This is a genomic window from Micromonospora sp. DT41, from assembly GCF_049841715.1.
GTDB classification, from domain to species: Bacteria; Actinomycetota; Actinomycetes; order Mycobacteriales; family Micromonosporaceae; genus Micromonospora; species Micromonospora profundi.
In genome coordinates, this window is the sequence record NZ_JBNCKU010000027.1 from 23,399 (window position 1) to 50,384 (window position 26,986).

22 protein-coding genes and 2 pseudogenes are annotated in these 26,986 nt (G+C 68.3%); 3 read left to right on the forward strand and 21 right to left on the reverse strand.

The annotated features are described in order from the left end of the window. The first annotated feature begins 375 nt into the window (after positions 1–375). The gene (locus ACLQ23_RS30175) at positions 376–750 is read left to right on the forward strand and encodes a M55 family metallopeptidase (RefSeq protein WP_425881464.1); all 375 of its coding nucleotides are present in this window, start codon (positions 376–378) and stop codon (positions 748–750) included. On the opposite strand, the gene ACLQ23_RS30180 is transcribed toward ACLQ23_RS30175, so the two are convergent. From ACLQ23_RS30180 to ACLQ23_RS30220, 9 genes and pseudogenes are all read right to left on the reverse strand, one after another. Then, positions 747–1,645, reverse strand: a protein-coding gene (locus tag ACLQ23_RS30180; RefSeq protein ID WP_425881465.1) for an IS5 family transposase whose coding sequence is annotated in 2 segments (ribosomal slippage) — positions 747–1,553 and positions 1,556–1,645 — 897 coding nt in all. Because the reading frame shifts where the segments join, the coding sequence is not laid out codon by codon here. The genes ACLQ23_RS30175 and ACLQ23_RS30180 overlap by 4 nt on opposite strands. A 438-nt stretch (positions 1,646–2,083) precedes the next feature. After that, positions 2,084–3,703: pseudogene (gene ptsP / locus ACLQ23_RS30185) on the reverse strand (phosphoenolpyruvate--protein phosphotransferase); the annotation flags it as partial. Further along, positions 3,696–3,971, reverse strand: a complete 276-nt coding sequence (locus tag ACLQ23_RS30190) for an HPr family phosphocarrier protein (RefSeq protein WP_425881437.1) — start codon at positions 3,969–3,971, stop codon at positions 3,696–3,698. The pseudogene ptsP and the gene ACLQ23_RS30190, both read right to left, overlap by 8 nt. A 9-nt stretch (positions 3,972–3,980) precedes the next feature. Beyond that, positions 3,981–5,021 carry a zinc-dependent dehydrogenase gene (locus tag ACLQ23_RS30195; protein WP_425881438.1) on the reverse strand — a complete coding sequence of 347 codons (1,041 nt, stop codon included), beginning with the start codon at positions 5,019–5,021 and terminating at the stop codon, positions 3,981–3,983. Then, entirely contained in the window at positions 5,018–5,452 is a 435-nt protein-coding gene (locus ACLQ23_RS30200) for a PTS sugar transporter subunit IIA (protein ID WP_425881439.1), read from the reverse strand. The genes ACLQ23_RS30195 and ACLQ23_RS30200 overlap by 4 nt, the downstream gene beginning before the upstream one ends. After that, a complete protein-coding gene (locus ACLQ23_RS30205; RefSeq protein ID WP_357592606.1) occupies positions 5,445–5,753 on the reverse strand; it encodes a PTS lactose transporter subunit IIB in 309 nt (102 codons plus the stop codon). Before ACLQ23_RS30205 ends, ACLQ23_RS30200 begins: the two co-directional genes overlap by 8 nt. A 4-nt stretch (positions 5,754–5,757) precedes the next feature. Further along, positions 5,758–6,918, reverse strand: coding sequence for a mannitol-specific PTS transporter subunit IIC (mtlA, locus tag ACLQ23_RS30210; RefSeq protein ID WP_425881440.1), 1,161 nt, complete (start codon positions 6,916–6,918; stop codon positions 5,758–5,760). A 60-nt stretch (positions 6,919–6,978) separates the two neighbouring features. Next, the gene (pfkB, locus tag ACLQ23_RS30215; protein ID WP_425881441.1) at positions 6,979–7,887 is read right to left on the reverse strand and encodes a 1-phosphofructokinase; all 909 of its coding nucleotides are present in this window, start codon (positions 7,885–7,887) and stop codon (positions 6,979–6,981) included. Between the two features lie 13 nt (positions 7,888–7,900). Continuing rightward, a complete protein-coding gene (locus ACLQ23_RS30220) occupies positions 7,901–8,662 on the reverse strand; it encodes a DeoR/GlpR family DNA-binding transcription regulator (RefSeq protein WP_425881442.1) in 762 nt (253 codons plus the stop codon). A 540-nt stretch (positions 8,663–9,202) separates the two neighbouring features. Here ACLQ23_RS30220 and ACLQ23_RS30225 point away from each other — a divergent pair. Both ACLQ23_RS30225 and ACLQ23_RS30230 read left to right on the forward strand, forming a co-directional pair. Next, entirely contained in the window at positions 9,203–9,373 is a 171-nt protein-coding gene (locus ACLQ23_RS30225) for a hypothetical protein (protein ID WP_425881443.1), read from the forward strand. A gap of 76 nt (positions 9,374–9,449) precedes the next feature. Next, positions 9,450–9,812 (forward strand): hypothetical protein, encoded by a 363-nt coding sequence (locus ACLQ23_RS30230; protein WP_425881444.1) that lies wholly within the window; start codon positions 9,450–9,452, stop codon positions 9,810–9,812. A 364-nt stretch (positions 9,813–10,176) separates the two neighbouring features. On the opposite strand, the gene ACLQ23_RS30235 is transcribed toward ACLQ23_RS30230, so the two are convergent. The 12 genes and pseudogenes from ACLQ23_RS30235 to ACLQ23_RS30290 form a co-directional block, all read right to left on the reverse strand. After that, on the reverse strand, positions 10,177–11,436 hold the full coding sequence (locus ACLQ23_RS30235; RefSeq protein ID WP_425881445.1) for an McrC family protein: 1,260 nt from the start codon (positions 11,434–11,436) through the stop codon (positions 10,177–10,179). Further along, positions 11,433–13,661 (reverse strand): McrB family protein, encoded by a 2,229-nt coding sequence (locus tag ACLQ23_RS30240; RefSeq protein ID WP_425881446.1) that lies wholly within the window; start codon positions 13,659–13,661, stop codon positions 11,433–11,435. Before ACLQ23_RS30240 ends, ACLQ23_RS30235 begins: the two co-directional genes overlap by 4 nt. Before the next feature lie 336 nt (positions 13,662–13,997). Further along, entirely contained in the window at positions 13,998–17,294 is a 3,297-nt protein-coding gene (locus ACLQ23_RS30245; RefSeq protein WP_425881447.1) for an AAA family ATPase, read from the reverse strand. Between the two features lie 19 nt (positions 17,295–17,313). Beyond that, positions 17,314–18,468: an exonuclease SbcCD subunit D gene (locus ACLQ23_RS30250; RefSeq protein ID WP_425881448.1), complete on the reverse strand. Its 1,155-nt coding sequence runs from the start codon at positions 18,466–18,468 to the stop codon at positions 17,314–17,316. Positions 18,469–18,491: 23 nt separating this feature from the next. Next, complete coding sequence (locus tag ACLQ23_RS30255) at positions 18,492–19,802, reverse strand: AAA domain-containing protein (protein ID WP_425881449.1); 1,311 nt, start codon at positions 19,800–19,802, stop codon at positions 18,492–18,494. Further along, positions 19,799–21,283 (reverse strand): hypothetical protein, encoded by a 1,485-nt coding sequence (locus ACLQ23_RS30260; RefSeq protein WP_425881450.1) that lies wholly within the window; start codon positions 21,281–21,283, stop codon positions 19,799–19,801. The genes ACLQ23_RS30255 and ACLQ23_RS30260 overlap by 4 nt, the downstream gene beginning before the upstream one ends. Then, complete coding sequence (locus ACLQ23_RS30265) at positions 21,280–22,386, reverse strand: hypothetical protein (RefSeq protein WP_425881451.1); 1,107 nt, start codon at positions 22,384–22,386, stop codon at positions 21,280–21,282. Before ACLQ23_RS30265 ends, ACLQ23_RS30260 begins: the two co-directional genes overlap by 4 nt. 39 nt (positions 22,387–22,425) lie before the next feature. Further along, positions 22,426–23,211: a hypothetical protein gene (locus ACLQ23_RS30270; RefSeq protein ID WP_425881452.1), complete on the reverse strand. Its 786-nt coding sequence runs from the start codon at positions 23,209–23,211 to the stop codon at positions 22,426–22,428. 291 nt (positions 23,212–23,502) lie between these two features. Then, positions 23,503–24,537, reverse strand: a complete 1,035-nt coding sequence (locus ACLQ23_RS30275; RefSeq protein WP_425881453.1) for a hypothetical protein — start codon at positions 24,535–24,537, stop codon at positions 23,503–23,505. A gap of 261 nt (positions 24,538–24,798) precedes the next feature. Further along, positions 24,799–25,287, reverse strand: a complete 489-nt coding sequence (locus ACLQ23_RS30280) for an IS5 family transposase (RefSeq protein WP_425881454.1) — start codon at positions 25,285–25,287, stop codon at positions 24,799–24,801. Positions 25,288–25,661: 374 nt separating this feature from the next. Next, entirely contained in the window at positions 25,662–26,129 is a 468-nt protein-coding gene (locus ACLQ23_RS30285) for a GNAT family N-acetyltransferase (protein ID WP_425881455.1), read from the reverse strand. 21 nt (positions 26,130–26,150) lie between these two features. Then, positions 26,151–26,932: pseudogene (locus ACLQ23_RS30290) on the reverse strand (transposase family protein). Positions 26,933–26,986 lie beyond the last annotated feature (54 nt).

A 26,986-nucleotide genomic window follows, 5' to 3' on the forward strand; every position in this document is an offset into this window, starting at 1 on the left:
CGCCGGCCCGCCGGCCCGGGCGTCCCTCCACCCTACCCCGGTCTGGCCCGGCCCCCGGCGGGGGCGCGGGGGGCTTGCCGGCGTACCGGCACGCCCACCGCCGTCGGCCAGCGGCTGGGAGCAGACCGCCGGTCACCCGCCCACGCAGCCCTGCTGGCGGTACGCGAACGGGGACTCACCCGTGCGATCGACGGAGTGCCCGGCGCGAGCACTTGCCGGTGCGTCGGGTCGCGTTCCGACCTGTCGCCAAGTGGCACGTCCATCTGGGTCTCCCTGGCGTGACATTGCCGCTGGCCCGTCGGCGCGCCATGGGGGTCAGGATGGTCCTGGACCGTTCCGCCGACGTGTTCCTGACGTCCACGATCGCTGGCGGCACTGGCCGGAGACAGGCCCAGCGCCTGCGCGGAATTCAGTGAGCTGGCGCCCTCGGCGGTCACCGTCGCCGTCAAGCAGGCCCTGGGTCAGGCCGCCGCCGTGACCGTGCATCCGCAGGAGGCACGGAAGCGGCTGCGCCGCGCCGCCGCCGATGCGATCACCCGGCGAGCATCGATCCCCCCGCCAAAGATTGCCGGGCCTCTGGACGTTGAGGTCGACCTGTACGGCCCGTACACGGTCGACCTCGCCGTTCTGGTGCCGGGTGTGACCCGCGTCGGCGGTGGTCGAACGGTCGCCTTCCACGCCGCTGACTTCGCCGACGCCTATCGGCTGGTTCAGCTGCTTGTCCAACTCGCCGCCATCAAACCCGGCTAGGCAGTGTCTCGAAGTGCGTGCAGCCACTCGTTGATCACGGTGACGTGGACGGTGGCTTCGTAGCGGACGGCTAGCTTTTCGTATCGGGTGGCCAGCCCTCGGTGGCGTTTGAGGCGGTTGATGCCGCACTCGACGGCGTGGCGCTGCCGGTAGACCTCCGGGTCGAAGGCAGGTGGCCGGCCGCCGGCGGAGCCCTTGGCTCGCCGGTGGGCGTCCTGGTCGGCCTTGCTCGGGATGCACGCTTGGATCCCCCGGCGCCGAAGGTAGGTCCGGTTGGCGCGGGAGGTGTAGGCCCGGTCGGCGATGACCCGGTCGGGTCGCACGCGGGGACGACCGACACCTGGTCGGGGCACGCGGATGCCGGCCAGCACGGCGGCGAATTGCGGGCTGTCACCACGGTGTCCGGCGGTCAGCAGCATCGACAGCGGTTTGCCGCCCTGCTCGCAGGCCAGGTGCAGCTTGGTAGTCCACCCGCCACGGGAGCGGCCGAGAGCATGGTCGCCGGGCTCGGCGCCGACTCCGCCGGGCGGCTCGATTTGCTGCTGCGGGTACCGCCGGGCGCCAGCGGCGTGCTGATGGGCCCGAGCAATGGTGGAATCGACGCTGACATCCCAGGTGATCAACCCGGCCGCGTCGGCGCGAGCCTGCAAGCCGGTGACGATTTGCTGCCAGACCCCGGCCCGCTGCCAGCGCCGGAACAGCGCATAGATCGCCTGCCAGGAGCCGTAACACGCCGGGACGTCCCGCCACGGCGCGCCGACGCGCACTCGCCAGCGGATGCCGTCAATCAGCTGGCGCTTGCTCCACTGCGACGGTCGGCCGGGCCGCTTACCCCAGGCAGCAGCGACTCCAACACCCTCCACCGGGCATCGGTCAGGTCGTGCCGCCTCGTCACCGCTATGGTGGCCACGAGGTCTCCGGTATTCAGGTTCTTCTTCGTCGACGAACCCTCTACCGGAGACCTCGCTATCTATCGATCACCGACACGCCGTACCCGACTTCGAGACGCTGCCTAACTGCCGTAGTTTGACATTTCCTTCCGGCCACCGGTGGGGACAAGCTTTGACGCTGGATCTACCCTGACTGGCCCCGACCTTCGGGACTACCTGCTCGATGCTCCCGGCCGCGCACCTTCTGGCCCACGGCGCCCATCCGATTGAAGCGTGATTGCCAGCAAAGGCGGGCGGAGAGACGCAGTCGGCCCTTGGCGGGGCATGCCGGACGACACGGCTAGGGCGTCCCTGATAACGGCCACGCCTTGTCAGCTGCAGATCCGGATGTCCTCGTCAGGTGCAGCCGTCGCCCACCCGGAGCTGGAGCGAAGCACCTCCACCGCCGCCCGGGCTGCCTCCGGGCTGGGGGCAGCAAGGGCCGCCTGGGCGATCTGGCGGCACTCGTCCAGGGTGTGCGCGGCCAGGGACTCGCGCACCGCCGGGATGCTGCGGGGAGCCATGGACAGGCTGGTGATGCCCAGGCCTGCCAGCACCAGAGCGAAATTGGGATCCGCTGCGGACTCTCCACACACGCCAACTGGCTTGCCCGCCTCGACGCCGGCCGTCGTGCAGGTGGCGAGGAGCGCGATCAGGGCGGGCTGCCACGGGTCGAGCAGGTCAGCGAGGTCGCCGCACATGCGGTCAGCGGCGAACGTGTACTGGCTGAGGTCGTTGGTGCCGATGCTGAGGAAATCCACGTGGCGCAGCATCTGGCCGGCGCGCAGGGCAGCGGCCGGCACCTCGATCATCACGCCGGCGGTCGGCAAGCCGTACTCGTGGCAGGATTCGGTGAACGCGGCCGCCTCCGCCGCAGTGGCGACCATCGGCGCCATCACCCACACGTCGGCGTCCGTCGCCGCGGCCGCTACCGAGATCGCGGCCAGCTGCGTGGTGAGCACGGTAGGTGTCTGCCGTGCGACCCGAAGACCGCGGACACCCAGCGCGGGGTTGGGTTCATCGGCCTGACGCAAGAACGGCAGCGGCTTGTCGGCCCCGGCGTCGAGGGTGCGCACGACGACCTTGCGGCCGGGCAGCGCGGCGAAGACGTCGCGATACGCGGCGACCTGCTCTTCGTGCGACGGCGGGTCGCTGCGGTCGAGGTAGAGAAGCTCGGTGCGGAACAGGCCGACGCCTTCAACCTCGCCGGTGAGGTCGCGGGCCGAGCCGATGTTGGCCAGTAGCGCGACAGGATGGCCGTCCCTGGTCTGCCCGGGGCCTTGAGAGCGGGCGCGGCGTTCGATCTCCGCGAGCCGCTGCGCGTTGATGGTGCGCACCGTCTCGGCGGAGACGCCAGCCACTACGACGCCGCTCGCGCCGTCGAGACTGGCCAACGCGCCGTCGGCCACGTCCAGGATGCCCGCACAGCGGACCACGGCCGGGATGCCGAGGGTCCGGGCCAGGATCGCGGTGTGGCTGGTCGGCCCGCCCTCGGCCGTGACCAGGCCCAGCACCAGGTCTGGTTCGAGACCGGCGGTGTCGGCGGGCGCCAGGTCGCTGGCGATGAGCAGGTACGGGTGGCCGGGGTCCGGCACGCCCGGCATCGGCAGCCCCAGGCACGCGGCGACGAGGCGGTCCCGCAGGTCGTCGAGGTCGCTGACGCGTTCGGCGAGGTAACCGCCTGCGGCTTCGAAGGCGGATCGGTGCCCGGCGAGCACGTCGGTGAGCGCGTGCGGAGCGTCCGCGCCGCTGTCGATGGCGTTGTAGGCCGCGTCGATCAGAGTCTCGTCCTGCGCCATCATGACCTGGGCGCGCAGGACCTCGGCGGCGGTCGCATCCAGGGTGGTGTCGGCGCGACGGGTCAGGTCGGCGGCGACGGCGAGGACTGCTTCCCGCACGGCCGCCTTTTCGGCAGCGGGATCGATGGTTTCCGTCAACGGCGGCAGGGCCGGCGGCGGGGCCAGCCGGTAGACCGGCCCCGCCGCACCGCCGGGGCTAGCCCCGATTCCCCGAAGTTCACGCATCGACGGCGTCCAGATCACGTTCGAGGAGGTCGGCCAGAGTGTCGACGGCGGCCTGCGCGCCGTCGCCGTCGGCCTCCAGCGTGACCTCGGTGCCTTTCTTGGCGCCGAGTGACAGCACTGCGAGGATGCTGCGGGCCGGTACAGGTTTCTTGTCGCCGGTGCGGATGGTGACCAGCACCGTCTGCTTCGCCGCCTCGGCGACGAACAGCGCCGCCGGGCGGGCGTGCAGCCCGCTGGTGGAGCCGACGAGGATTGTTCTGGTGGGCAACGGATCCTCCTACGGTTCGATCGTCACCTTGATCGCTTCGCCCCGTGCCACGATGCCGAAGGCGTCGAGGGCGCGGTCGAGCGGCAGGCGGTGGGTGATGAGATCGGCGACCGGCACGGAGCCGTCGGCGATGAGTCGCAGCGCCTCCTTGTTGTGTTGCGGGCTGGAGCCGTTGGCACCGACGATCGTCAGTTCGCGGTAGTGCACGAGGTTGGAGTCCAGGGAGATGACCGGCTTATCTTTCGGCAGGCCGCCGAAGAAGCTGATCCGGCCCTGCCGCGCGGTCATCTGCACCGCCTGCTCCTGGGCGACGCCGGCGGCCGTGGCGGTGATGACGACGTCGGCGCCCCGGCCTTCGGTGAGCTTGAGCACCGCGTCGATGACGTCGGTCTCGGTGCCGCAGATCGCCGCGTCCGGCTGTACCAGGTTGGCGGCCAGGTCGAGGCGTTCGCGGTTGAGGTCGACGAGGAATACCCGGGCCGCGCCGCGTGCCCGGGCCAGGCGGACATGCAGGCAGCCGATCGGCCCGGAGCCCACGACGACCACGTCGTCGCCCTCCCCCACACCGGCGAGGTTCTGGCCGTTGAGGACGCAGGCGAGGGGCTCGGCGACGGACGCCTCGGCGAAGCTGAGTCCCTCGGGGATCCGGTTGAGCCCGTCGACGGCGAGGACGTTGTGCGGCACGACCATGTATTCGGCGAACCCGCCGTCGAAGTGGTATCCCATCGACACCTGGTTGGGGCACACGGTCATCCGGCCGCGCCGGCACTCGGCGCACGTACCGCAGGGGATGGCGGCGATGACCTGGACCCGGTCCCCGGGCCGCCAGTCGGTGACGTCAGCACCGACCTCGGTGATCTCGCCGGCGATCTCGTGGCCCATGACGCGCGGCGGGGCGATGTGGTGGTGGCCGAAGCGGGAGATCTTCACGTCGGTGCCGCAGGTGGAACATGCCCGGACGCGGATCTTCACGTCGGTGGGGCCCGCCGTGGGCTCGGGCGCGTCCTCGATGCGGACGTCGCCGGGTGCGTGGAATCGGACGACCTTCACGTTGGGCTCCCCTCAAGGATAGTGATCACGTCATCGACGCTCGTCGACTCTCGTAGCCGCTGCGCCTGCGCCGGGTCCATCAGCACCGTGGCGAGCTGGGCGAGGATGTCCACGTGCCCGTCGCCGGCTGCCGCGATGGCGACGCAGACCCGCACGTCGAAGCCGTCCCAGTCGACGCCTTCTGGGAAGCGCAGCACTGCAAGGGCGTCGCGCTGGATTGACTCCTTGCTGTTGAGCGTGCCGTGCGGGATGGCGACGCCTTCCCCGATGTAGGTGGAGACGCTCTGCTCGCGGGCGAGCATCGCGTCCACGTACGCCGGGGCTACCGCGCCGATCTCGACGAGTACCGCGCCGCAGCGGCTGATCGCCTCGTCGCGCGATCCGGCCCGTTCGTCGAGCCGGATCGCGTCACGGGCCAGCAGCTCAGCCACTGAGCTCACCACCGCGCTGCACCGCGTTCACGACCCTGGTGACGCCTGGGTCGCCGATGAACACCTGGATCGGCACGATCACCGTGTCGGGTGCGCTGACCCGGGCCCGCGCGGCGAGCCCTTGGTGGCAGATGATGACGTCCGCGTCGGCGGGGATTGAGTTGACCGGCGTGTGCTCGACGGTCACCGCGTTCTTTGCCAGTTGCCGCCGAAGTTGGCTGGCCAGCATCACGCTGCTGCCCATGCCGGCGTCGCAGGCCACGACGACCTTCTTGATCTCGGTGCCGTTGATGGTGGACATGTGTTCAGACCTCCTGCTTCGCCGACTTGTCGAGGGTCTCGTCGGGGTGGACTGCCTTGTCCTCATCTGGGTGGTCAGCCGTCTTCTCGTCAGGGCCGTCAGCGTCCGCGGCGGGCTCGCCGCGCCCGAAGCCGAGCAGGGCCGAGGCGACGGCGAAGGTGACGGCGGCGGCGATCACGACGCCGAGAATGACCCCGAAGTGGCCGCCCTTGGGAGTCACCGCGAGGTAGGCGAAGATGCTGCCCGGCGAGGGGGTGGCGACCAGCCCCGCGCCGGTGATGACGAAGGTGCCGACGCCGGCCGCACCCCCGGCGATCATGGCGAGGATCAGCTTCGGCTTCATCAGCACGTAGGGGAAGTAGATCTCGTGGATGCCGCCGAGGAACTGCACGATGATCGCGGCCGGGGCGCTGGGGCGCAGTGCGCGGGGGCCGAAGAGCATGAAGGCGAGCAGCAGACCGAGGCCGGGGCCGGGGTTCGACTCGATCATGAACAGGATCGACTTGCCCTTGTCTGCCGCCTCGGCGATGCCCAGTGGGCCGAATACGCCGTGGTTGATGGCGTTGTTGAGGAAGAGCACCTTGGCGGGTTCGACGAGCACCGAGGTCAGCGGCAGCAGGTCCTTGCCGACGAGCCAGTCGACGCCCGAGCCGGCCTGCTTGGTGAGCCATTCGACCACGGGGCCGATGCCGTAGACGCCGCCGATGGCCATCGCGGCGCCGATGATGCCGGCGCTGAAGTTGTCGACGAGCATCTCGAAGCCGGGACGGATCCTGTTCTCGACCGAGCCGTCGAACAGCTTGAGGACGTACGCCGTGAGTGGCCCGATGATCATCGCGCCGAGGATCATCGGCACGTCCGCGCCGACGACGAGGCCCATTGTCGCCACCGCACCCACGACGGCACCGCGCTGGCCGTGGACCAGCCGGCCGCCGGTGTAGCCGATGAGCACCGGTAGCAGGATGCTGATCATCGGGCCGACCAGTTCGGCCAGGGTCTTGTTGGGGATCCAGCCGGTTGGGATGAACATCGCGGTGATCAGGCCCCAGGCGATGAACGCGCCGATGTTGGGCATGACCATCGCGGCCAGGTAGCCGCCGAGGCGTTGCACAGTGGCTCTGAGGCCCTGGCCCTGTACCTCTGGTGTGTAGGAGGAGGAGGTCACGGGGGTATCTCCTTCATCGAGGGGCGGACCAGACGGCCGTGGGGGAAGAAGCTCGTCCGGCTAGGGGTGGATGGTGACGTGGTGGCGGAACAGGTCTGCGGGGCCGGGCATCCGGCTGCCAGGCAGGCTCACCGCGGCGGCGCCCCAGGCGAGGCCCTCAGCGAGAGCGGTGGCACCTTGGGCGCCCGCAGCGAGGAAACCGGCGAGCAGCGCGTCGCCGGCGCCGACTGTGCTGCGGGGCCGGGCGACCGGACAGGTGCCGGTGCGGACGCCGTCGGCGTCGACCAGGACAGCGCCGTCAGGGCCGAGGCTGGCCACGACGGTGCCGGCTCCCCATTTCCGCAGGCACTGAGCGGCGTCGACCACGTCGTCGAGGTCAGTCAGCGGGGTGCCGACCACGTCGGCCAGTTCGTCACGGTTGGGCTTGAGTACTGTCGCCCCGGCGAGGGCGGCCTCGCGCAGGGCAGGACCGCTGGTGTCGACGGCGACCCGGACACCGGCAGCGCGCAGCTTGCGGCACAACTGAGCGTAGGCGTCGGCGGGCAGGCCGGGCGGGACGCTGCCGCACAGCACGACCCAGTCGGCGCTGCTGGCGCGGGCGAGCACACGGTCGATCACCTCGTCGAACTCAGCGCGGGACATGGCCGGGCCGGGCTCGTTGATTTTGGTGACCGTGCCGTCGGGCTCGGCCAGGGTGATGTTGGAACGGGTCCTTCCGGAGATCGACACGGCGAGGACCTCGACACCCTCTGTCTGAAGCAGGCGGATGAGCTGGTTGCCCTCGTCGCCGCCGGACGGCAACACCGCTACCGACGGCACCCCGTTGGCCAGCAGGGCACGGGACACGTTGACGCCCTTGCCGCCGGGGTCGAGGTGAGCTGTGGCGGCCCGGATGACCTCGCCGCGGGTGAGTGAGTCGACCTCCACGGCCCGGTCGAGGCTGGGGTTGAGGGTGACGGTGACGATCATGCCCGGCCCGCTCTCATCCGCGTACCACCCGCACACCTGCCGACTCCAGGTCACCGACCAGGTCGCGGTCGGCACGGCTGTCGGTGATGAGCAGGTCGACGTCGGCCAGCTCAGCGAACCGGGCCAGATAGTCGTTGCCGAGTTTGGTGTGATCGGCGAGCACCACCGTGCGGCGGGCCGCACGAACCATCGCCCGCTTCACCGCCGCCTCGGACGGGTCCGGGGTGGTCAGCCCGCGCTCGACCGAAATGCCGTTGGTACCGATGAACGCGACGTCGACGTAGAGGTCCGCCAACGGCGACAGCGCCCAGTCGTCGACGGTCGCCAAGGTCTTCCCGCGGACCCGCCCACCCAACAGCAGGACGTTGAGGTTGGCGTAGGTACCGAGGGTCGCGGCGATGACCGGCGAGTTGACCACGACGGTCAGCTCCCGGTCGACCGGCAGCAGCTGGGCCAGCCGGGCGGTCGTGGTGCCGGCGTCGAGGATGATCGCGCCCTCCTCGGGCACCTCGCTCAGGGCGAGCTTGGCGATGCGTTCCTTCTCCTCGATGAGCACCGCGTCACGCGCCGCCAGCGCGGGCTCGAACCCGAGTCGCTCAACCGGGATCGCTCCACCATGGACCCGGCGCAGCACCCCGGCCCGCTCCAGGATGGTGAGATCGCGGCGGATGGTCTCCGACGTCACGTTGAGTCCGTCGGCCAAGCCGGCCACCTCGACCCGGCCCACGTCCCGGGCGATGCGGAGGATCTCCTGCTGTCGTTCTTCGGCGTACATCGTGTTGTTTCACCGCCGTTTCGTTTTGCTTGTGCTTTGTTTACGCCCGCTTTCCAGGTAAGTCAAGGGATGAGCCACAGGAAGCCACATTGGACGGTCAGCGCGGCGATCCATGAGGCGGTGATCGGGTGTGGACCATCAGGTCAGCGCTCTCGCCGCGACGTGCCCTGGGCACCTCGCGGGGTCTACCGTCACCTGGACGAATGCCGGATGCTCGCCGCCCTTCGCCAGCTCTGGCGATGGGCGGCCGCCGCACCCACTCGGACCTGCAGAAACGAGAAGCCGCTGCGCCTGGACCCACAAGCGGCTGCGCCGGCCTGACCCTCTACGCGGTTATCCGCGAGATGCAACGACTCCTCGCGACCTGGACCGGCGCCCGCCTGACCTGCCACCGGCCCATCAGATCCTTACACCACATCAAATGCCACAGAACCCGACAAAGCACTACTGGTTGGGTCGGGCGCTACACCTATGCGATGAACGGCCGCTGCACCAGTGCGGCCGGCCGTCCCCCACCCTGGCCGCCGGGGATCGGACATCGTGATCCGCCTGGACGGCACGCACAACGTGGACCCGGCCCACCTGGAGGAGATCAGGGCCCACTGGGCGGAGCGCCTGTTCGGCGTCCTGGTCCGGGAGGGCATCACCAGTCGGGAGGCGGCCAGCGCGATCCAGGAGGAGTCGCGACGCGCGGCGGAGGACGCCTCCTGAGCCCTCCCTGGCCGCCGTGCCTCCGACTGGTCGTACCCTGGCCGCTTCAAGCCTGACCATCTGAAGGGGACAGAACGTGACCGAACAACCCATCGTGATCTCCGTGGCAAAGCCGCTCTGGGCGGCCTGGTCGATGGGCGAGGAACTGGCGAACGTCCGGGGCCAGCGGCTTACCCAGGCATCCACGTCCGAACTCCTGGAAGCGCTGTCGCTCCATGAGGCCACCTTGCAGAAGACGGCGGGGCGCGCGCCGGAGGTGGTCTACGGGCTCTGGATGGAGGACCGGTACTCCAACCCCTTGCCGATCACCTCAAGCGGAGTGGTGGCAGGGGATGACTACTACGTATGCGAGGAGACACCAGAGGAAGCACAGAGCTTCGCTGAATACCTCCGTGACTACGCAGTGAACGCCGTCAGAGAGGAACTGGCCCGGCGCTGAGCCCCTCCTGGCTGCCTGAGACAGCGCAGTCCCGCATACCCTCCACCGGTATGGTGACGGTGTGACCGCCACGATGCTCCCGGACCCGGATGGCCGCTGCCCTCGAGGTGGATCACCTTCGCGTGCAGGTTGGCTAACGTGCGGACGTCGACGCCCGCTCTGTGCCATCGGCTGATCGTGTTTGGGTCAACCTGTCCGGCGACCAGAGCAGCATCGGACCCGTCAACGATGATCATGTCGTCGGCCGTCAGATTGAGTAGCTCTGCGGCTGCTGGTCCGATGTACGAGATTGCGGCCCGCTTGCAGACGTCCGCGTGTAGATAGTCCTCGAGTCCGTGCCAGGTTCCGTCTGCTACCAGCTGGATCATGATGCGTAACCGCCGTCCTTGGCTGCCGCGTCAGGGCCTGCGGTGTGGGTTGCTGAGACGCCGTTTGCGACCTCGACGCTTGCGATCGCATTGGCCATTTGGTTGATCTGCTCGTTCAGTTCGGTGAGAGGGGTCGACAGGTCAAGACGGTGCACGACGATGTGCACCCCGCTGCCTTTGAGCTGGTAGCTAACTGGTTCTGCTCCTGCGGATGCGTAGACGAGGTGGCCGCGGGTCAGCTTGAGCGTGGTGCAGTAGGCGAGCATTTGGTAGATGTCGTCGCGGGGTGGGGTGCTGCCGGGTGCCTTGTATTTGGCGTCGATGACGGCCAGGCACCGTTGCCCGTTCCACCAGGTGATGTCTGGTCGTACCAGGGGTAGCAGGTGGTCGTGGTCGAGGTGCATCTGGTGCTGGCCGGTGATGGTTCCGCCGTAGCGTGTCTCGATTGCGTGTCGTAGGGCTGTGGTCAACCAGTCTTCGAAGACGGTGTTGAGGTCGAAGACGAAGCCTGCCGCGAGGGTTGAGCCGTGGACGTATTCGATGCTGGCCCCGGCCAGGATCAGGCGGGCGAGCCGCAGGGCCGGTTGGTAGCGGTTGTTGAACCGGTTGGGCACGGTTTCGGGTATGGGGGCGCCCGCTGTGAGGGGTGTGACGTCGGCGAGTGCGGCCGCGATGCGGTGCAGTGCGTTGCGGGTGGCCGGTGGAACGCCGGGTAGGCGGTGCAGGCGGCGTACGGCCGACAGCAGGATCTGATTTTCTGGTACGTCCGGGTTGTAGTCGTCGTAGCGCACTTCCACGGGTAGGGCCAGTCCCGGCCGTGCGCGCAGTTGGTCTGCCTCGCGGAGCCGGCCACGCACCAGCGGCAATGCTTCCTCGACGGTTCGGTATCCCTGCAACAGGCCTGGGGCGAGTGCCTGGGACGTAACGGTGGCGAAGGCGACTGCCATCGCGGGCACGAGGTCCTGTTCGGGGGTCAGGCCGACGGGCTCGGCGCGCCAGCCGCGGGGGTCGCGGGCGTAGCCGAGCAGCCAGAGCAGCCGAGCGATTCCGATCTTCGGCCGTACGTGCAGCTCGACGTGTTCGTCGCCGGCGACGATGCGGGCCGCGCCGACCATGGAGCCGGATCGCAGCAGGAGCCGCCCGTCGAGGGTGAGTGAGGTGTCGACGAGCTTGGTGGCTTCCACAGCCCGGACGACGGCCGCTGTCGTCGGCTCGCACTCGTGCGTCTGGTGCTCGCGTAGGCTGATCAGCCTCACTGTGCCGTGTCTCCGGCATGTTCGCGGGGCGCCGGAACCGCGGTGGGGGCGGCCGTTTGCTTCAGGCGTTTGCGGAGTGCGTCGAGTCCGTAGCGGAGGTTGATGTCAACTCCGTCGCCGAGATGGCGTTCCTCGAGCAGGGGCATGACGGCGTTCTTCCAGATCCTCGCCAGCCCCCTCTCGGTAGCCGCCTGGGTTGTCATCAGGTAGGACGGTCCGACGGCGGCGTCGCGGTCGCCGATGACGCGGTTGAGTTCGTCGAGTAGGTCCGCGCGGTCGGCGGGAAGGTTGTGCTTCTTCAGCCACTCGCGCAGCAATCCGTCAAGGGGCGCCTCGCCGGGGAACAGCGGCTGGAAGTAGAACCGGCGGCGCATGGCGGCGTCCACGAGCGCGATGGATCGGTCGGCGGTGTTCATGGTGCCGATCAGATAGACGTTCGGTGGAAGTTCGAAGTCCTCGGTGGGTGAGTACTGCAGTTGGATGCTGCGGTTGCGGTACTCGAGCAGGAAGTACAGCTCCCCGAAGACCTTGGCGAGGTTGGCTCGGTTGATCTCGTCGATGATCAGGATGTGGGCCTGGGACGGGTCGTCCTTCGCGTCGGACACCAGTTGTTTGAAGGGTCCGGGCTCAAGTGCGAAGCCGACCCCGCCGTCTGCGGTGGCCCGAGGGCGGAATCCTTCGAAGAAATCCTCGTACGAATACGACGGGTGGAACTGGACGAGCCGGTAGGCGTTGTCGGCCTGCCCAGTGAGGAAATGGGCCAGCGCCTGTGCGAGGTAGGTCTTGCCGGTGCCGGGCGGGCCGTACAGCACGATCTGCTTCTTCTCCCGCAGCAGGTCGACCGTCTCGCTGAGCCACTCCCGATCAATCAGTAGCTCTTCGGCAAGGTCGGCGGTGGGCTCGGGCAGCTCCACCTCGGCCACCTCGAGCTGATCGTCGACCTCCTCCTCCCCCGGCTGGTCGTCCAGTTCCGCGAGGGCCGCGAACTCGGCGACGTAGGTTCCGAGGTCCGTGACGGTCAGCTGACCGGACAGCTTGTTCCGGGCCTCGGCGGACAGCTCGTTTCGGGTGAATGGCGCATCGGGATTTGCCCAGGCAACCTTCCGCCGACGGTTCGACAGGTCGTCAGGCGTGTCCATCCATGTGACGGGGCCAGCGATGGTGCCAACATAAACCTTCGACCCATCGACGGTGACGAGAATGTCACCCTCGCTCATCCGATTGAGAAACCGGTCGAGCACCCCCACGTGAAGACCCAGCTGGGACGGTGAGAAGTCCGGCAGCGAGTCCCGTAGCTGCTGGTCCAGCTCCGCCTTCGACAGGCCGGGCTTCAGTTCCGGCAGGCCCGGGTAGGCGATGGAGCAGAACCCTTCGGTGAGCCATTGGCCGATCAGGTTGTGTCCGTGCACCTTCGCGCCTCGCACCAGCCAGCCGCGCGGTCCCTTGCCGTCGCCGGCTGGCCCGGTCTGCTGCCGCCACCGGTCAACCCACGGCGGTTGATAGAAATGAACCGGCGTGCCGGCCTTGGCTGAAAGCACTGTCCGCAGCTCCGCCAGGTTCCGATCGATGTCGCCGGTCTGATGGGGCAGTTCGTCAGCGAAGGCGTCCACGATCAACTTCTTGTGCCGCCGGGAGGCGACCGGTGGGAAGGTATCGGGAAACGCGAGGTTCAGCAGGATGTTGCGTTGGCTGTAGGCGCTGTTGATCGGGATGCTATCAAGGACCTTCTTGAAGGCCCACGGGTCGTGCAATGCTGCCTGCTGGTCGTCGACCGGCATGCGCTTCCACGCCTGCACGAGCCGCACGAGCCACGCGATCTGCCGGTCCCGCTGGGTCATGTAGGCGGTGCCGGCGCGGACTACGCCAGCGTCGAGAACCGTGTCGAGGTCCGCGGGGATATTGACCGACTCGGGCAGCAAGGACAGCGCCCCGTTGATCACGGCGCGTTTCGCTGCGCCGCCGATGTCCCGTGGCAGGAGCAGATGCAGGTAGATCAGCTCGCCCATGAGCTGCACTGCCGTGGGTGGTGCAGCAGCAAGCTGCCCCTGTAGCTTCCTGACGAAGCTGCCCCTGCCCGCGTCCGGTTGCTGAACAAACCTGGCGTACAACTGGTCGGCAGCTTCCACGGTCCACACAGCCCGGCCAGGGGTGAAGGCCGACCCGCTACCGGCCAGACCGGCGTCGATCACCTTGCGGGCGGCGGTGTAAACAGCATCCTCGTTCACGGCACTCCTTGTCAGTTTGGGGTGGCCGACACGCAACTGTCCGGCCCCACCGTAGGCGCATAGCGAGGGAAGGCACGTTCATGGCCGGTAATCGGTCATGGACGGACACCTGGAGAACTCGTACCCGTCGGGGGTGCGCCAGTAGTGCAGACGGCGCGAGGCCGGCGCATCGCGTTGCAGCGCCACCCGACAGCAGGTTGCGCCGTCAGCACGACGCACATGCGGGCCGCCGCCTCGTAGCTGGCGCATATCGCGGCCGACCAAATGCTGGACTTGGTCGGTAAGCACTTCGACAACCACGGCTACGACCTCGGCCGGTTGATGCCCTCCAACTGTTCAGAGGTTGTCCTTCATGATGGCCGAGCCGAACTGATCGCGGCTTACTCGGAACTTCACGGGGACACGGTCGGCCAGGGCGCTTACGTGGCTGATTACTCCGACCATGCGATCGCCCTGGCTGGCGAGGTTCTCCAGCGTGTTGGCGACTGTCTCCAGGGTCTCCTCGTCGAGCGTTCCGAACCCCTCGTCCAGGAAGATCGAGTCCAGCCGGGCCGAGCCGGCCGCGGCCAACGTGGTGATCTGCGCCGAGAGGGCGAGCGCCAGCGCCAAGCTCGCCTGGAACGTCTCGCCGCCGGAGAGGGTTTTCACTGGCCGAGGCAGGTCGGCGTTGTTGTGGTCGATCACCACGAACTCGCCGTTCTCATGCGCGAGGTTGAACTCGCCGCCGGACAGCTCGGCGAGGCTCGCCGAGGCGTCCTGGACCAAAACGTCAAGAGCCGATGCCACGAGCCAACGGGGAAACTCGTTCGACCGCAGTAGGCCGCCCAGCATGCTGGCGACGGCATGCTCCTCGACTGACTTTGCACGGCTGGAGCGCAGGTCGGCCAGCTGGGACAATTGCGCATCGAGGCTCTGGACGTGGGCGCGCGCCCGCTCAAGCTCGGCAGCGACGGCCGCGGAGACCGTATCCGCTGCGGAGGCAGGAGAGACGGCGATTTCGGCCTGTTCGAGGGCCCGACCAAGCGCCAGCTCCTTCTCGCCACGGTGGTGCTCCGCCGCCGCAAGAGCAGCCTGGGCGGTCGCGAACGTCACCTCTCGCCTGCCGACTTCCTGCTCGGCCCAGCCGACGAGCGCGGCCCAGGCGGTCCGCAGGTCCTCCTCCCAGACCGGCGGGGCCCCGAGCGGAACGAGCAAGTCCCGTGCCGCTCGAAGTTCCTTCCAGGCCGTCTGCTCCTGCGCTCTCAAGGATGCGAGCGCTTGAAGGGCCGAGTCGCGGTCGGCACGGGCCTTCTTCAGTTCCCATTGTGCGACCTTGGCTTCGGCCTCTAGCTGGTCGATCCGAGCCAGCTCGGCCGCGACCTCGGCACTGCTCGGCGCCGTGGCCAGGGCTTCCGTCAGGTCCGTCAGGCGGTCGTTAATCTTGCGAAGCATTAGTTCGGTTTCTCGATCCGAGCGCTCCACGGCCACCCTGGCCGCATCCAGGCGTTTGGCCTCCCCATCCGCTTGCTTCAGGCGCGCCGCCATCGACGACGACTCGGCGTCGGCATGCCGCGCCGCGGCTTCGGCTTGATCGAGGCGTTTGGCGCTGGCTTCGGCCAGCTGGCCGGACCAGCTCGCCAAGGTGTGCCAGGCGTCCGCTAGGTCGAGGCCGTCCACGGGCGGCGCGCCGAGCGAGACAAGTGGATCCCGAGCGGCGGTCAGTGCTGTCCGCGCCTCCGCGTACGTCTTCGCAAGTGCCGCCACCGCATGGCTGGCCGCTTCGTGAGCAGTCCGAGCCCTGCGGAGCGTTACGCCGGCATTCTTGAGCCTGGTGTTCAGGCCGTCCAGACGGCCCAGCTCGCCGTCGACGGCGCTCTCGTCCGCCCAGTCGCCGGTGAGCGCTCGCCTGAGCTCAGCCGTCCTTTCCCGCGCTGCGGCAAGCTCGTCGCTGGCTTTCTGCTCCTGTGCCAGGGCCGCAGTGTTTTGCCGAGCTGCGGTGTCGCGGTGCCGTTCGGCGGTTGCCAGGGCCTTCTCGGTCGCCGCGACGGTCTCATGTTCGAGGGGTGCCGGCAGATCCTCCACCGGATGCTCGCAGACCGGGCACGGCTCGCCCGCCACGAGGTGCGGCCGAAGTACTGACACGGCTTGTGCGCACCCGGCTTCATTGCGGGCCAGCCGAGCCTGGTCAACGGCCCGGATCGCTTCGTCGAGTGCGGCCTGCCTCGCGGTGACCTCGGCTCGCGCGCGGTCGGCCCGGATAATCAGGTCCGGTTCCGCGGCCGCGAGCTTGGTCAACTCGGCGTGGCGGTGTTTGGCCTGTTCCAGCGCGCTTCGGGTGGGTGCCGCCTCAACATCGCGCCGCGCGTCAGACTCCGCCTCTTCCGCCTCAGCGAGGCGTCGGCCGGTGGCCGCCAGCGCACTCTTGGCGGCGACCTCTCGTTCCTGGATTTCGCCTATTCCGGTCGGAACCGACAGCCTGCTGAGCTTTTCGTACTGGGACCGGACCGTCTCGACGCGTTCCCGCGCGGCCGTTGCCTCCGCCTTCGCGATCTCTGACGCCGCTTGGGCAGCGGCCGCCGTCTGCATCGCCAGGTCGCGTTCAGCGGTGACCGCGGCGAGAGTCTTAGCCGCCTCCGCGCGATCGTTCTCCGCGTCGGGTAGCTGTTGCTGGAGTTGTGCGCGCTCGGCGTGGTTGCGCTTCGCGTGCTGCAGGGAACCGCGTTCCGCGGCCGCCGTCTCGAAGGTCGCCCTCGCGATCTCGTCGGCCTTCTCGGCCACGGTGAAGCCCTCGGTAGCCAGATCTGCGGCGCCTATCGCTTCGGCCAGCCGCTGGGCGCGGGCCTCAAGGTCCGACGGGAGGGCGACTCCGCCGAGTAGTTGCGTCTCCTCGCGGATCCGATCGGCGTTTTGCCGCGCTTTGTCAACCGCTGCTGTAGCGGCCGCCAGTTCGGGCAGGACGGTGGCGACCTGGTCTTTCAGGGCGGTGAGCTGCTGGACTCGTTGGTTCGCCTCACCCAAGGCCTCCGGCGTGACGGTGGCCAGGCGGCCGATCTGCTCATCGAGGAAAGCGACTCGCTGCTTGGCCTCGACCGCTTCGGCGTTGGCGCGCTGTCCAATGGTTTCGTACAGGCCGATTCCGAGCAGGCGTGTGAGGATCTTCTGGCGGTCGGATGGCTTGGCGTGGAGGAACTCGGCGAAGTCGCCTTGGGGCAGGACGACGCAGGAGCAGAAGTGGTCGAACGACAGCCCGAGGAGTTCTTCGACGGCGGCGTTCACCTTGCCGTCGGCCGCGATCAACTCGGTCTCGTCGTCGATGGACCCCAGCCGGGTGGGATCGATCAACCGCTCGAGTCGGCCGCTGCTGCCGACGCCCACCCGGGTTCGCCGCAGTTCGCGCGCGGCGACGTACCGGCTGGCACCGACGTCGAAGACCAGGCGCACGACTCCCCTGTTCACCGCGGGTGACAGCGCCAGCGAGACGGTTCGCCGGTCGTCCCAGCGCGGCACCGATCCGTACAGCGCGAAGGTCATCGCGTCGATGACGGTTGACTTGCCGGCGCCGGTTGGGCCGATGAGGGCGAAGAAGTCCGCGTCGGTGAAGTCGACCGTCGCAGGCTCACGGAACGATCCGAAGCCGGTCATCTCCAGAAGCACTGGCCGCATAGCTTGCCCCTTATGATTCGGAGGTTGCGTCGTGCAGGCGCGCGAAGAGTGCCGCCAGCCGTGGGTCGTCGATGTTCTTGGTGGCGCAGTATTCGGCGAACAATTCCGTCGGGGTGCGCTCGATGCCGCTGCTCGCCGGCCGGCTGGTGCCGTTCGGGGCGGCGAAGGCCGGGTCGATGCGAATGTCGAGGGCGTTGGGCAGGAGGTCGCGAACCTCCTCGAGCAGGCCGGCACGCGCCGGCTCCTTGAGCTGAACGCGGAGGAACGCCTCGCCGGCGCAAGGCGCCTGGCTCTCAATCTCGGCGAGTGTGCCACGGAGCGTCATCAACCGGCGGCCGCTTTTGATCGGGATGTCGGTGACCTCCGCCGGCGTCGACGGTGTCGCCTCCACCAGGCACACGACACTCTCATTGTCTTGTTCTCCGAAGTCGATTGAGATCGGCGAGCCGCTGTAGTGCACCGGGCACGGCCCGTCGATCGCCTGCCGGCGATGCAGATGTCCAAGCGCCACGTACTGCGCCTGGCCCGGGAACGCCATAGCCGGCACGTGATATTCGAAGATCGACTGGGCATCGCGCTCGCCTCCGCCGAACTTGCCTCCGGTCACGGTGAGGTGTGCCATCAGGATGTTGACGGCATCCGGCCGGAAGGCCCGGGCTAAGACCGCCAGCATGTCTTCGACGCGCTGGGCGTAGCTGATGGAGTTCATCACGGGCGTGTTGGCGATGAGCTCGGCTGCTCGGATGACGGTGCGCTGGGAGACGAAGGGCAACGTCGCGATCACCGCAGATTCGCCGGTCGAGCGGGCGGTTATCTCAATCGCTCCGTCCGAGCCGGCCCCGGGCGTGCCGACGAGGTGGATGCCGACCTCGTTCATCAGCGGTCGGTACGCCTCGAAGGTCGGAGCGTGGTCATGGTTGCCGGCGATGGCGATCACCGGCACCCCGGAATTGCGGATCTCGAGCAAGGTCCGGACGAGAAGTTGCTGAGCCTCGGCCGACGGTGCCGCCGAGTCGTAGATGTCGCCGGCGATGAGGACGGCGTCCACCTCGTACTTTTGGACGATGCCGGCGATCTCCTCCAGAACCGCGCGCTGCTCGGCGAGGCGGTTGTGGCCCTTCAGGGTCTTGCCGATGTGCCAGTCGGAGGTATGCAGGAACCTCATGTCCGGCTCCTTTCAAAAAGATGTCAGGCCGCGACGCGGTGCGCGTACAGGTGATTCATGACGGTCTGGTTGGCCGCCCATCCGTCTGGGAATTTGACCGGCTCGTGTAGGTGAACTGGCTCGCTGGATGGGTGCGCGTCGAGCAGCTCCCGGATGCCAGCCCGCCCGACGACGACGCAGGCCTGTCGATGGCGGGAGGTGAGTACGCACAGGCGTCCGGCCTCGAGATGGAACGCGGTGGCGTCGCGTCGTCCCGACAGCGGATGCAGCATCACGGTCAGGTCGTACTCTCGGCCCTGCAAGCGATTCGCCGTGTCGACCGTGACGTCCGGCAGGTCGGACAGCGCTTCGCGAATGGCCGCCGCTTGATCGCGATGCGCGGTGCCGACCGCGATTCGCTGCGAGGTGATCGGCCGAGAGTCTTTCCCCGACCGGGCGATCGCTCCGCGTTCGAGAAATCTCCGAACTACGTCGGCGACCGTGGAAACTGCCTCGGCGTCTGTCCTGGGGGTGTGTCGCGCGGGCAGTTCGTAGAAGCCCCAGCCGGTGGTCGCCGCCTCGGCCAGCAGGGCGTCCAGAGGAGAGCGCCCGAAGGCGCGGGTGCCGAAGGTGAGCTCACGGTCTCCCGGTTCGGCGCCGGTTCGAAACCCGGTGTACGGGTAGAAGGCGGTGGCCACGACCTTTTCGGCGCTCGCGGGCAGCCGCCACGAGACGGGCAGCCGATGAACCGGCAAGTCGGGATTAGTTCGCAGCAGCCCGGCCACCGCGCTCTGCATCGGGTCCCAGCTGAGCCCGCGCCAACGGTCGTTCTCGACCACGGAGAATGGATCCAGCTGGCCCGGGTCGCCGACGAACAGCGCCCGCTCGAACCGCGGGGCAATGGCGAGCAGGGAGTCCGAACGCATCTGGTAGGCCTCGTCCACAATCGCCCACGGCCAGGACCGGTCCTTCACGTAGGCCCAGCGGGCGGCCGTCGCGATGACGATCTCACAGCTCAGCAGGTTGCCGAGATCTCTGTCGACCAGCACGTTGGTCAAGGCCGCGAGGCGCGCTGGCCGCCCGTATGTGGAACTCGCCAGCCGTCCGATCATGAGACCGGCCGGCAGGGCGGCCGAGAGGTTGGTGGTCAGATCGTCGACCTGCTCATTGGTTTGGGCGACAATTATCAACCGCTCGCCGGCCGAGGCGAGCGCGACCGCGGCCCGGACCACGAGGGTTGACTTTCCCGCCCCGGGTGGGGAATCGACGACCACGCCGCGGTGCCGGCAGGATCGGAAGTCGGCGAGGATCGCGGCGACGACGCGTTCGGCTTCGACTGCTGGGTCGATGGTCATTCCCATGGCTCCTGGGCGTCGTCATCGGTCGGTACGTACGGTCGGGGCGGTCCGCCGTGGGTCCACGGTGTTTGGTCGGTCGGCGGCAGGTCGGGTGCGCGGATCGCGTCCGGGTAGACGCTGGTGTAGGTGATCTCGTCGCCGACCTCGGGCACGCTGCCCGGCGCAGGCGCCGCCGCCCGGCCCATGCCTCCGTCGAGCTCGAGACTGACCAGCACACCGTCGGCCGATCGCGCGATTTCAGTGATACGGGCGTTCTGCTTCATGCGCTCAGGCGCCCGCAACGCCTTGCCGGCCGGCAGATGCACAGGATCGCCGGTGCTGACCACGATCAGCGGTCGGGTGACCCGGCGACCCTTCTCACTCCGGATGCGCCGATCACGGTCGACCGAAACGACGGCCCCCCGGAACGCCTCGCCGTTGACCCGGTAGCTCGCCATGACGAGCGGATCGTCCAGGGCTCGACTGGCGTCGTAGGTCGTCTGCTCCCGCTCGAGAGACTGGAGTCGACGAGCCGCGGCCACCGCTCCATCCCGACGGGCCTGCGGACGGCCATCGGTGGTGAGGTAGTCGTGGTAGCGGCTGAAATCCCGGCGATCCGCCATCCAGCGGGTCTCGGCCGTTTCTGCGGCCGGCAGCCTCCGAAGAACCTCAATCGCGCGCCACATCAACCGCCAGGTTGGCTCCAACTGGCCACGAAGCTCACGCTCGAGGATTTCCACCGCGCGCAGCCGTTTCGGGCTGTCGGCCGCAGCGCTCTCATACGCCCGGATGGCGGGCGCCAGCACCTCGTTGTCGAAGGCGGGGTCGGTTGACGGGCCGGCTGGCGGCCAAACGAGCGGATCCTCGGCCGCAAGCGCGGCCTCCGGCCCGGAGACTCCCTCGGGCGGGTCGATCCAGCCGAGCAGTGCGGCCAGGTTCGCGTCCTCCACAGCGCTCTGCCCACTGGCCCAATGCAGGTTCAGTGCCTGAGTCATCGCGAGCATGGCCGAGGAGCCGGGGTGCTCGGATCGCTCACCCAGGTAGGTCAGCCACCGGCCCAGCAGCGGCACCCCTTGCGCCACCGGGAACGGACCGTTGGTACGCCGGAAGCGGGTGGATCGGCCGAGCAGCTTGACGAAACCGAGGCCGGCCGCGTTCGGAACCAGCAATTGGGGAGCATCGAGGAACACATTGTTCGAGCCGACCACCTCGAACCTCGCAGTGCAGGAGCGCACATAGGCCAGCACGACGTCGGCCAACGAGGCGGCGAAGTCGAAGCGGAGGTCGCGGTTCCGCGGCTGGGGCACCATCAACAGGGCCGGGTCGTGCTGGTCAGCGCCGATCATCGCGGCCAGCGGCGCATTTGCCTCGCCCGCGAGCGCCAGCGGGACTAACACCAACGGCCGGTCGGACAGGTGGACATGACGGCGTGTTGCGATCGGAACGGCCCTGCCAGCGGCCACGGCCAGCGCTTTGGCGTACGAGGAGATGGCGCTCATGCCGCCACCGAGCCGAAGATCTTGGCGGTTGTGCGGAGCATCGCCGCCGCCTCGGCCTGGTCGTCGCTCGCCACCAGGGTGCCGTCGGCCAGGCCGAGTGCCTCGGCGACGGTCTCCACACCGCCGAGTTCCTCGCGCACGCTAAGTCCCAGGGCTGCGGTACAGCCAGTAGCCTCGTGCCGGCAGAAGAAGGACATCTCGCATTTGGCGAGGCAGTCGGGTGCGTACCGCGGCTCGATCTCGCCGAGTGCGGTTATGACGTCGGCGGCAGGTCGACTCGGTTTGCCGTCGTCGTCCGGCGCAAGGTCGAGCGTCAGGTTCGGTGGCAACGCCGCGACCAGGCTCTCGATGCGGGTGAGCCGGGACAGTTGATGGTTCAGCACAATGAGCTGCTTTCGGACGTCGACCTTGGTGGCCACCGGCTGGTTCGAGAAGTCCTTCGGGCAAACCAACACGACCTCGTCGGCGACCTTGTCGTCGCCGAGCAGCCGCCGAAGGGCAAGCACGTAGACGGCGGACTGCGTGGCCGCAGCGGCGACCTTCCGGCCGTCGGCCTGATCGTCGATCACCGCGAAGGACTTGATCTCGACCGCGTGAAAAACACCTTGGTGGTGGAAGGCGACCAGGTCAGGTTCGAGGTAGACGTCGTTCCCGCCGACGTCAAGGCGCAGGAGTGGGTGGTCGTAAAATGTGGCGGCAGCATTCGGGTCGGCCGCAGCGCTGGTGAGCTTCTGTCGCGACCGGGCGTGCCGGACCTCCTGCCCGGTGTTGCCACCGACGTCCCCCAGGTCGGTGCTTCCGACTTCCCGGATCTCGAGGCCCAAGGTCTCGCGCAGCAGGCGGAGCAGTTCGGCGTATCCGTTCGCCTTAACCTGAGCCTCGAAGGCGTTGCCACGGGTGATCGCGAACTGGGACTGACCGAACTTCGCCGGGAATCCGACGTGGCGCGCCAAGGCGTCCTTGTCGACGCCGGCGGCGTCGAGGACGGCGCGGCGCGTGCATCCCGGGTTACCGGTCAGCGCGGCGACCGTACGGGCATTGTGGCGTTTCGCGGCGCCGGCGCCGCGGATACGGCGCAGCCGGTCCTGGGTGTCGTTGTCCATCGAGTCGTCCTTCGCGGAAGACGAAGTGCTACCAGGGGGTCAGGAGCCGGTCGCGGAGATACTCCGCAGCCGGCTGCCGAAGAGCCGCTCCACGTCGTCGAGCTGCTCGCGGGCCCGCTTCGCGGCCGCTTCGCGGTGCGACCGGTCGGCGTCCCGGTGGATCTCGACCTCGGCCTCGGCCGCCTCGGCGATGGTCGCGGCGGTCATCGCGTCGGCGCTGGCGGCGGCACCGGGAATGTTGGCGGCGAACCGCCACAGCAGCCGCCGGGCTTGCGGACCGGGATCGGGGATCCGGTCCAGATGTTCGGCCAGGCGGATGGCTGAGGTGAGGAAATCAACGCGCGGGCTCAGCGGCCCGATCACGCGGGTGGCCATCGGCCAGGTGGAGACGGCCAGCAGACCGCGGGCCGGCGCGAGCAGGTCGGCGGTCAGGGCAGCACAGAGATAGTACGGCCGGGAATGCGGCGCCGAGCGGAAGGACCGTTCCTCGTCGCGGCGCAGGCTGGTAAGCCGGGCCGGGATCATCTCCCCCACGTGGAACGCCTCGTGCACAGCGATGATCAGCTTCGGTGCGGCGGGCGCACCCAGCAGGTTCAGCGCCTGGTGGACCTGCTCACGCAGCGGCAGCAGCGGGCCGGTCTGCCGGCGGACCGCAACGGGCTGCTCGGCGAGCTCGTCGAGCGCCTCCTCCCACTGCCGCTCGGCCTTGCGCAGCTCACCGCGCAGCACCTTGGCGCGCCCCCGTTCCCCGGCGGTCACCGCTTTGCGGACGGCGGCGCGCAGCTCGTCGATGCGGCGTTCGAGGGCTTCGGCAGAGGAGGTCACGAGAACATCATACGGCATTCCAGCTTCTTCCAGCAATTGCCAGTTTATGGCATCGTTTGTGGCGAGGACACCCATCACCTTCGGCCCCGGAGAGGCAGATGGCCAGGGATCAGGCACTACCTCAGATGCGAGCCGTGCTCGCCAAAGGCTGACCGCCGCTACTGGCCGACATCCTGCGGTCCCAGCCTCTGCGTCAGATGGTGATGACCACTCTTGGGCCTGCGGGTGTTCGGTTTCGAGGTACCGGATGGACTCGGGCACGTCGTGGAGCGGATAGGTCCGGTCGAGCCTTCACTTCCAGACCGGGACCCACCATTGCCACCCCTCCGGCGCGACTGGCCAGCTCGGGTCCGGCTGCCAGCCGGCTGGCGGGATCCAGCCTTCGGGCGGTGACGGCCAACCAGGGGGAACCTCGAACTTGATTCCGCTCGGCGGTGGAGGGATCGGGCCGTGCGCTCGCGGCGCTGCCGGGATGACCGGAGCCGACTGACCAACGGGATCGGTCACGGGAACCAACGGGGCAGCGGTGGGTCGAGACGAAGCGGTGTCGCCGAGCCAGCTCTCCGGGAGTTCATGTGCTCGCGCGACGTAGAGGACTACCTCGGTCTTGATTCTGTTGCCCTTTACGACGGCTCGGGCCGCTGCGGTGGCGCCCTGCTGCTCGAGGTGCCGAATTGCCGGCAAGAGCTCACTGCTCATCTTCGGAGTGAGCTGCCCGACGCAAGCACCGTCGATACGGACCTCCACTACCGTCCGGGTACTACGTGCCAACTGCTCGACGATCTCGTGAAGGCTGACGTGCACCCAGCATTCGCCCTCGGGCCGCAGGAAGGGCGCCAGGCTACCCAGGTACTTCTCCTCGCCCGTCACCTGGATCGCGTTGCCGGTCGGCAACATCCGGCAATCGCCACTCGGCGGCATGTTGGCTGGGACAAGCATGTGTGGTTCGGCGAGGTCCAACCGGACGGACCCTTGGAAGGTGCCCGGCTTGCCGTCATAGTCGGACCACTCTGAGCCCCATACCGTCGCAGAGACCTGCGGTAGCCAGCCTTGGGCCGTGAGTCCCGAGAGAACTGGCGCGTACCGGACCGCATCCTCGCGCTGTAGGTAGCCAACCTGGGCACCGCCCACCCAGACGCCGACTGCGTTGCGATCGTGCTTGTTGCGAGGCTCGGGTATCAGGTGGGCCGGCAGTACGACCTCGGTCCCGCTCGCCTTAAAATCCTTGCCAAACAGTCCACGAATCGCGCGTCGGTAGTGCGACTCGCCAGCCACGTCGACGCTGGCCCAACCGCGCTGGCCCCAAAGATCAAGCGGGATCGACATGCAGACAAGGTAACCATTCCGGGCAACCTAAGTGACTACCCGTATGGCTTGTAGGCAACGCCAGCAGCACAGACCTCCGGGCCGATCGGACCCTGCACGAGGCTGACGTTACGTAGACGCCCGGAACTGTCGCTGCCTGCAGCGGTCAGAGCCGCGGTGCGTCTCAGGGCGGGATCGAGACTCCCGGGGGGCGCGGTCGCTCCGCGCGCGCTGCGACACCCCGTTGCCCCTGGGGAACTGGCGAAGCATTGCCGGTGTTCATCAACGGGGCTTGCTCTGGTTGCCTGGGCGAGGAACGGTGCGCTTCATCCTCTGAAGGGGCACGAGCTGGGCGATATCTTCATCAAGTTGGGAATCTGGCTCGGTAGGTTCGTTGTAGTAGAGAAGGCTGTCGCGCCCGACGGTGTCTGCGCCCTTCACGCTCTGCGAGTCGATGATCCCCGCCGACGGCTCCGGGCGCGGCCCTGCTGCACCCCGCGCCTTGACTCGCAGCGTGACCAGGACTTTCTCCGTCACGCCAGCTTCTTCCCACCGCGTGAAGTACCAGTACACCGTCTGCCACGGCGGCAGGTCAGCGGGCAGGTACCGCCACGGACACCCCGACCGCACCACGTACAAGATGGCGTTAATGATCTCCCGCCGCGGATGCTTCTCCCGGCGGCCGTCCGTGTTCGGCTCCGGCAACAGCGCCTCGATCAGCGCCCACTGAGCATCCGTCAGATCGGAGGGGTAGCCACGGCGAACAGACACCGCGCCACCCTGCCCGTCCCGACGGTGGGAGTCATGCGGCCACGCCGTCCACAACAGACCTTCTCAAACACGCACTTACTGGGCGTTTTGATCTTGTCTGCGTGCGATTAGCGGCATTCGGCCTGCCGAATGCTGGGCCAGCAGACCAGCCGAGTCACGGCTATCAGCGCTGAGCCATTTTCATCCTGCGTAGCGGTTAGCTTCAACGTGGTGCAGGACGAGGATTGGCCTGCACGATCGAAGTGGCGCGGCGTGGGCAGCTGCGTAGCTTGGTATCGCGCTGCCGCCGCACTACGCCGACCCGCGGGACGCGCTGCGTTGGGCCGGTGACACCACGTACCGGGCCGAGCGGGTGGGCCGGCACGGGCAAGGCTCTACGCCTCGGAGGCCCAGCTGAGCCACTCGGGATCGTGACCCCAGCCGTTGCGCTCGTAAAAGGGCACCGCCCGGGTGCTGGAGTGCACCGTCACGTGCTCCAACTCCAGGCGGCGGGCCTCGTTCAGCACGGCCGCCATCAGCAGCGCGCCGACCCGGCGGTCGCGCAGCTCGGGGACGACAAAGACGGACTGCACGTCGCCGCCGCGCCGGGCGTACTTGTTCGCTGTGGGCACACGGTCGAGTACTGCCAGCCAGGCCATCCCGACCACCTCGCCGGCGGCCTCGGCCACGAACGCCCGGTGCTCGGGGTGACCGCGCATCCAGTCGCCGAGCGTGGCGACGAACTCGTCCAGGTTGTCGCCCTGGTAGCCGCGCTCCTGGATGGCCCGCCGCCAGCGCAGACCGGCCAGGGCGGGCGCATCCGCGTCGGAGGCCCGGCGCACCGTCACCTCAGTATCGATCACACGATGATCATAAAACCACTTTCATCCTGCGTAGCGGTTCGCTTCGACGTGGTGCAGGACGAGGATGGCCTGCACCATCGCGGTGGCGCGGTGTGGGCAGCAGCGCAGTTTGGCCAGGATCTTCCAGGTCTTGAGCGTGACGATGGCTCGTTCGCCGCGAGCACGGATTTTCGCGTGAGCGCGGTTGACCGCCTTCTGTTGGCGTGACAGTTTCGGCCGGAAGCGGCGCCGCTTGAACGGCGTGCGCACGCTGCCGTGGGCGCCCTGGTAGCCCTTGTCGGCGAAGGTCATGACGTCCGTGCTGGTCAGGCGTCGATGATGCCGTGGATGCGGGCGGCGGTGAGGTCGTGAGCGGAGCCTGGCAGTGCTGGTGAGGCCCAGACGAGCCGGCCGGCGGCGTCGGCGATGACCTGCACGTTCACGCCGTGCCGCTTGTGCTTGCCGGAGTAGTACGGCCTCTGGTCTGCCACCCGGTCGATCGGGATCAGCGTGCCGTCCAGGATCGCGTACGCCAGGTGCCGGATGCGCCGCATCGCCGTGGCCAGGTCGTTGGCGGCCGCGGCGAGCAGGACGATTGCTTCCTGCACATAGCGCCAGGCGGTGGCGACGCCGATGGCGAATCCGGCGGCGAGGCGGGTGTAGGTGTCGCCGTTACGCAGGTGGGCCAGGGCCAGTAGCGCCTGTCGGCCCGGCGTAAGACGCCGCCACCGCGATCGATGATGGTTGCGGTGGGCACGGATGCGCTCGGCGAGGTGGTTCAGGGTGCGGCTGGACAGCGGGATTGTGGAGGGGTAAGACAGCACAGTCGAAGCTCCCGGTCGGGGCATCGGATCTTGGTCAACTGCTGTCTTACCTGG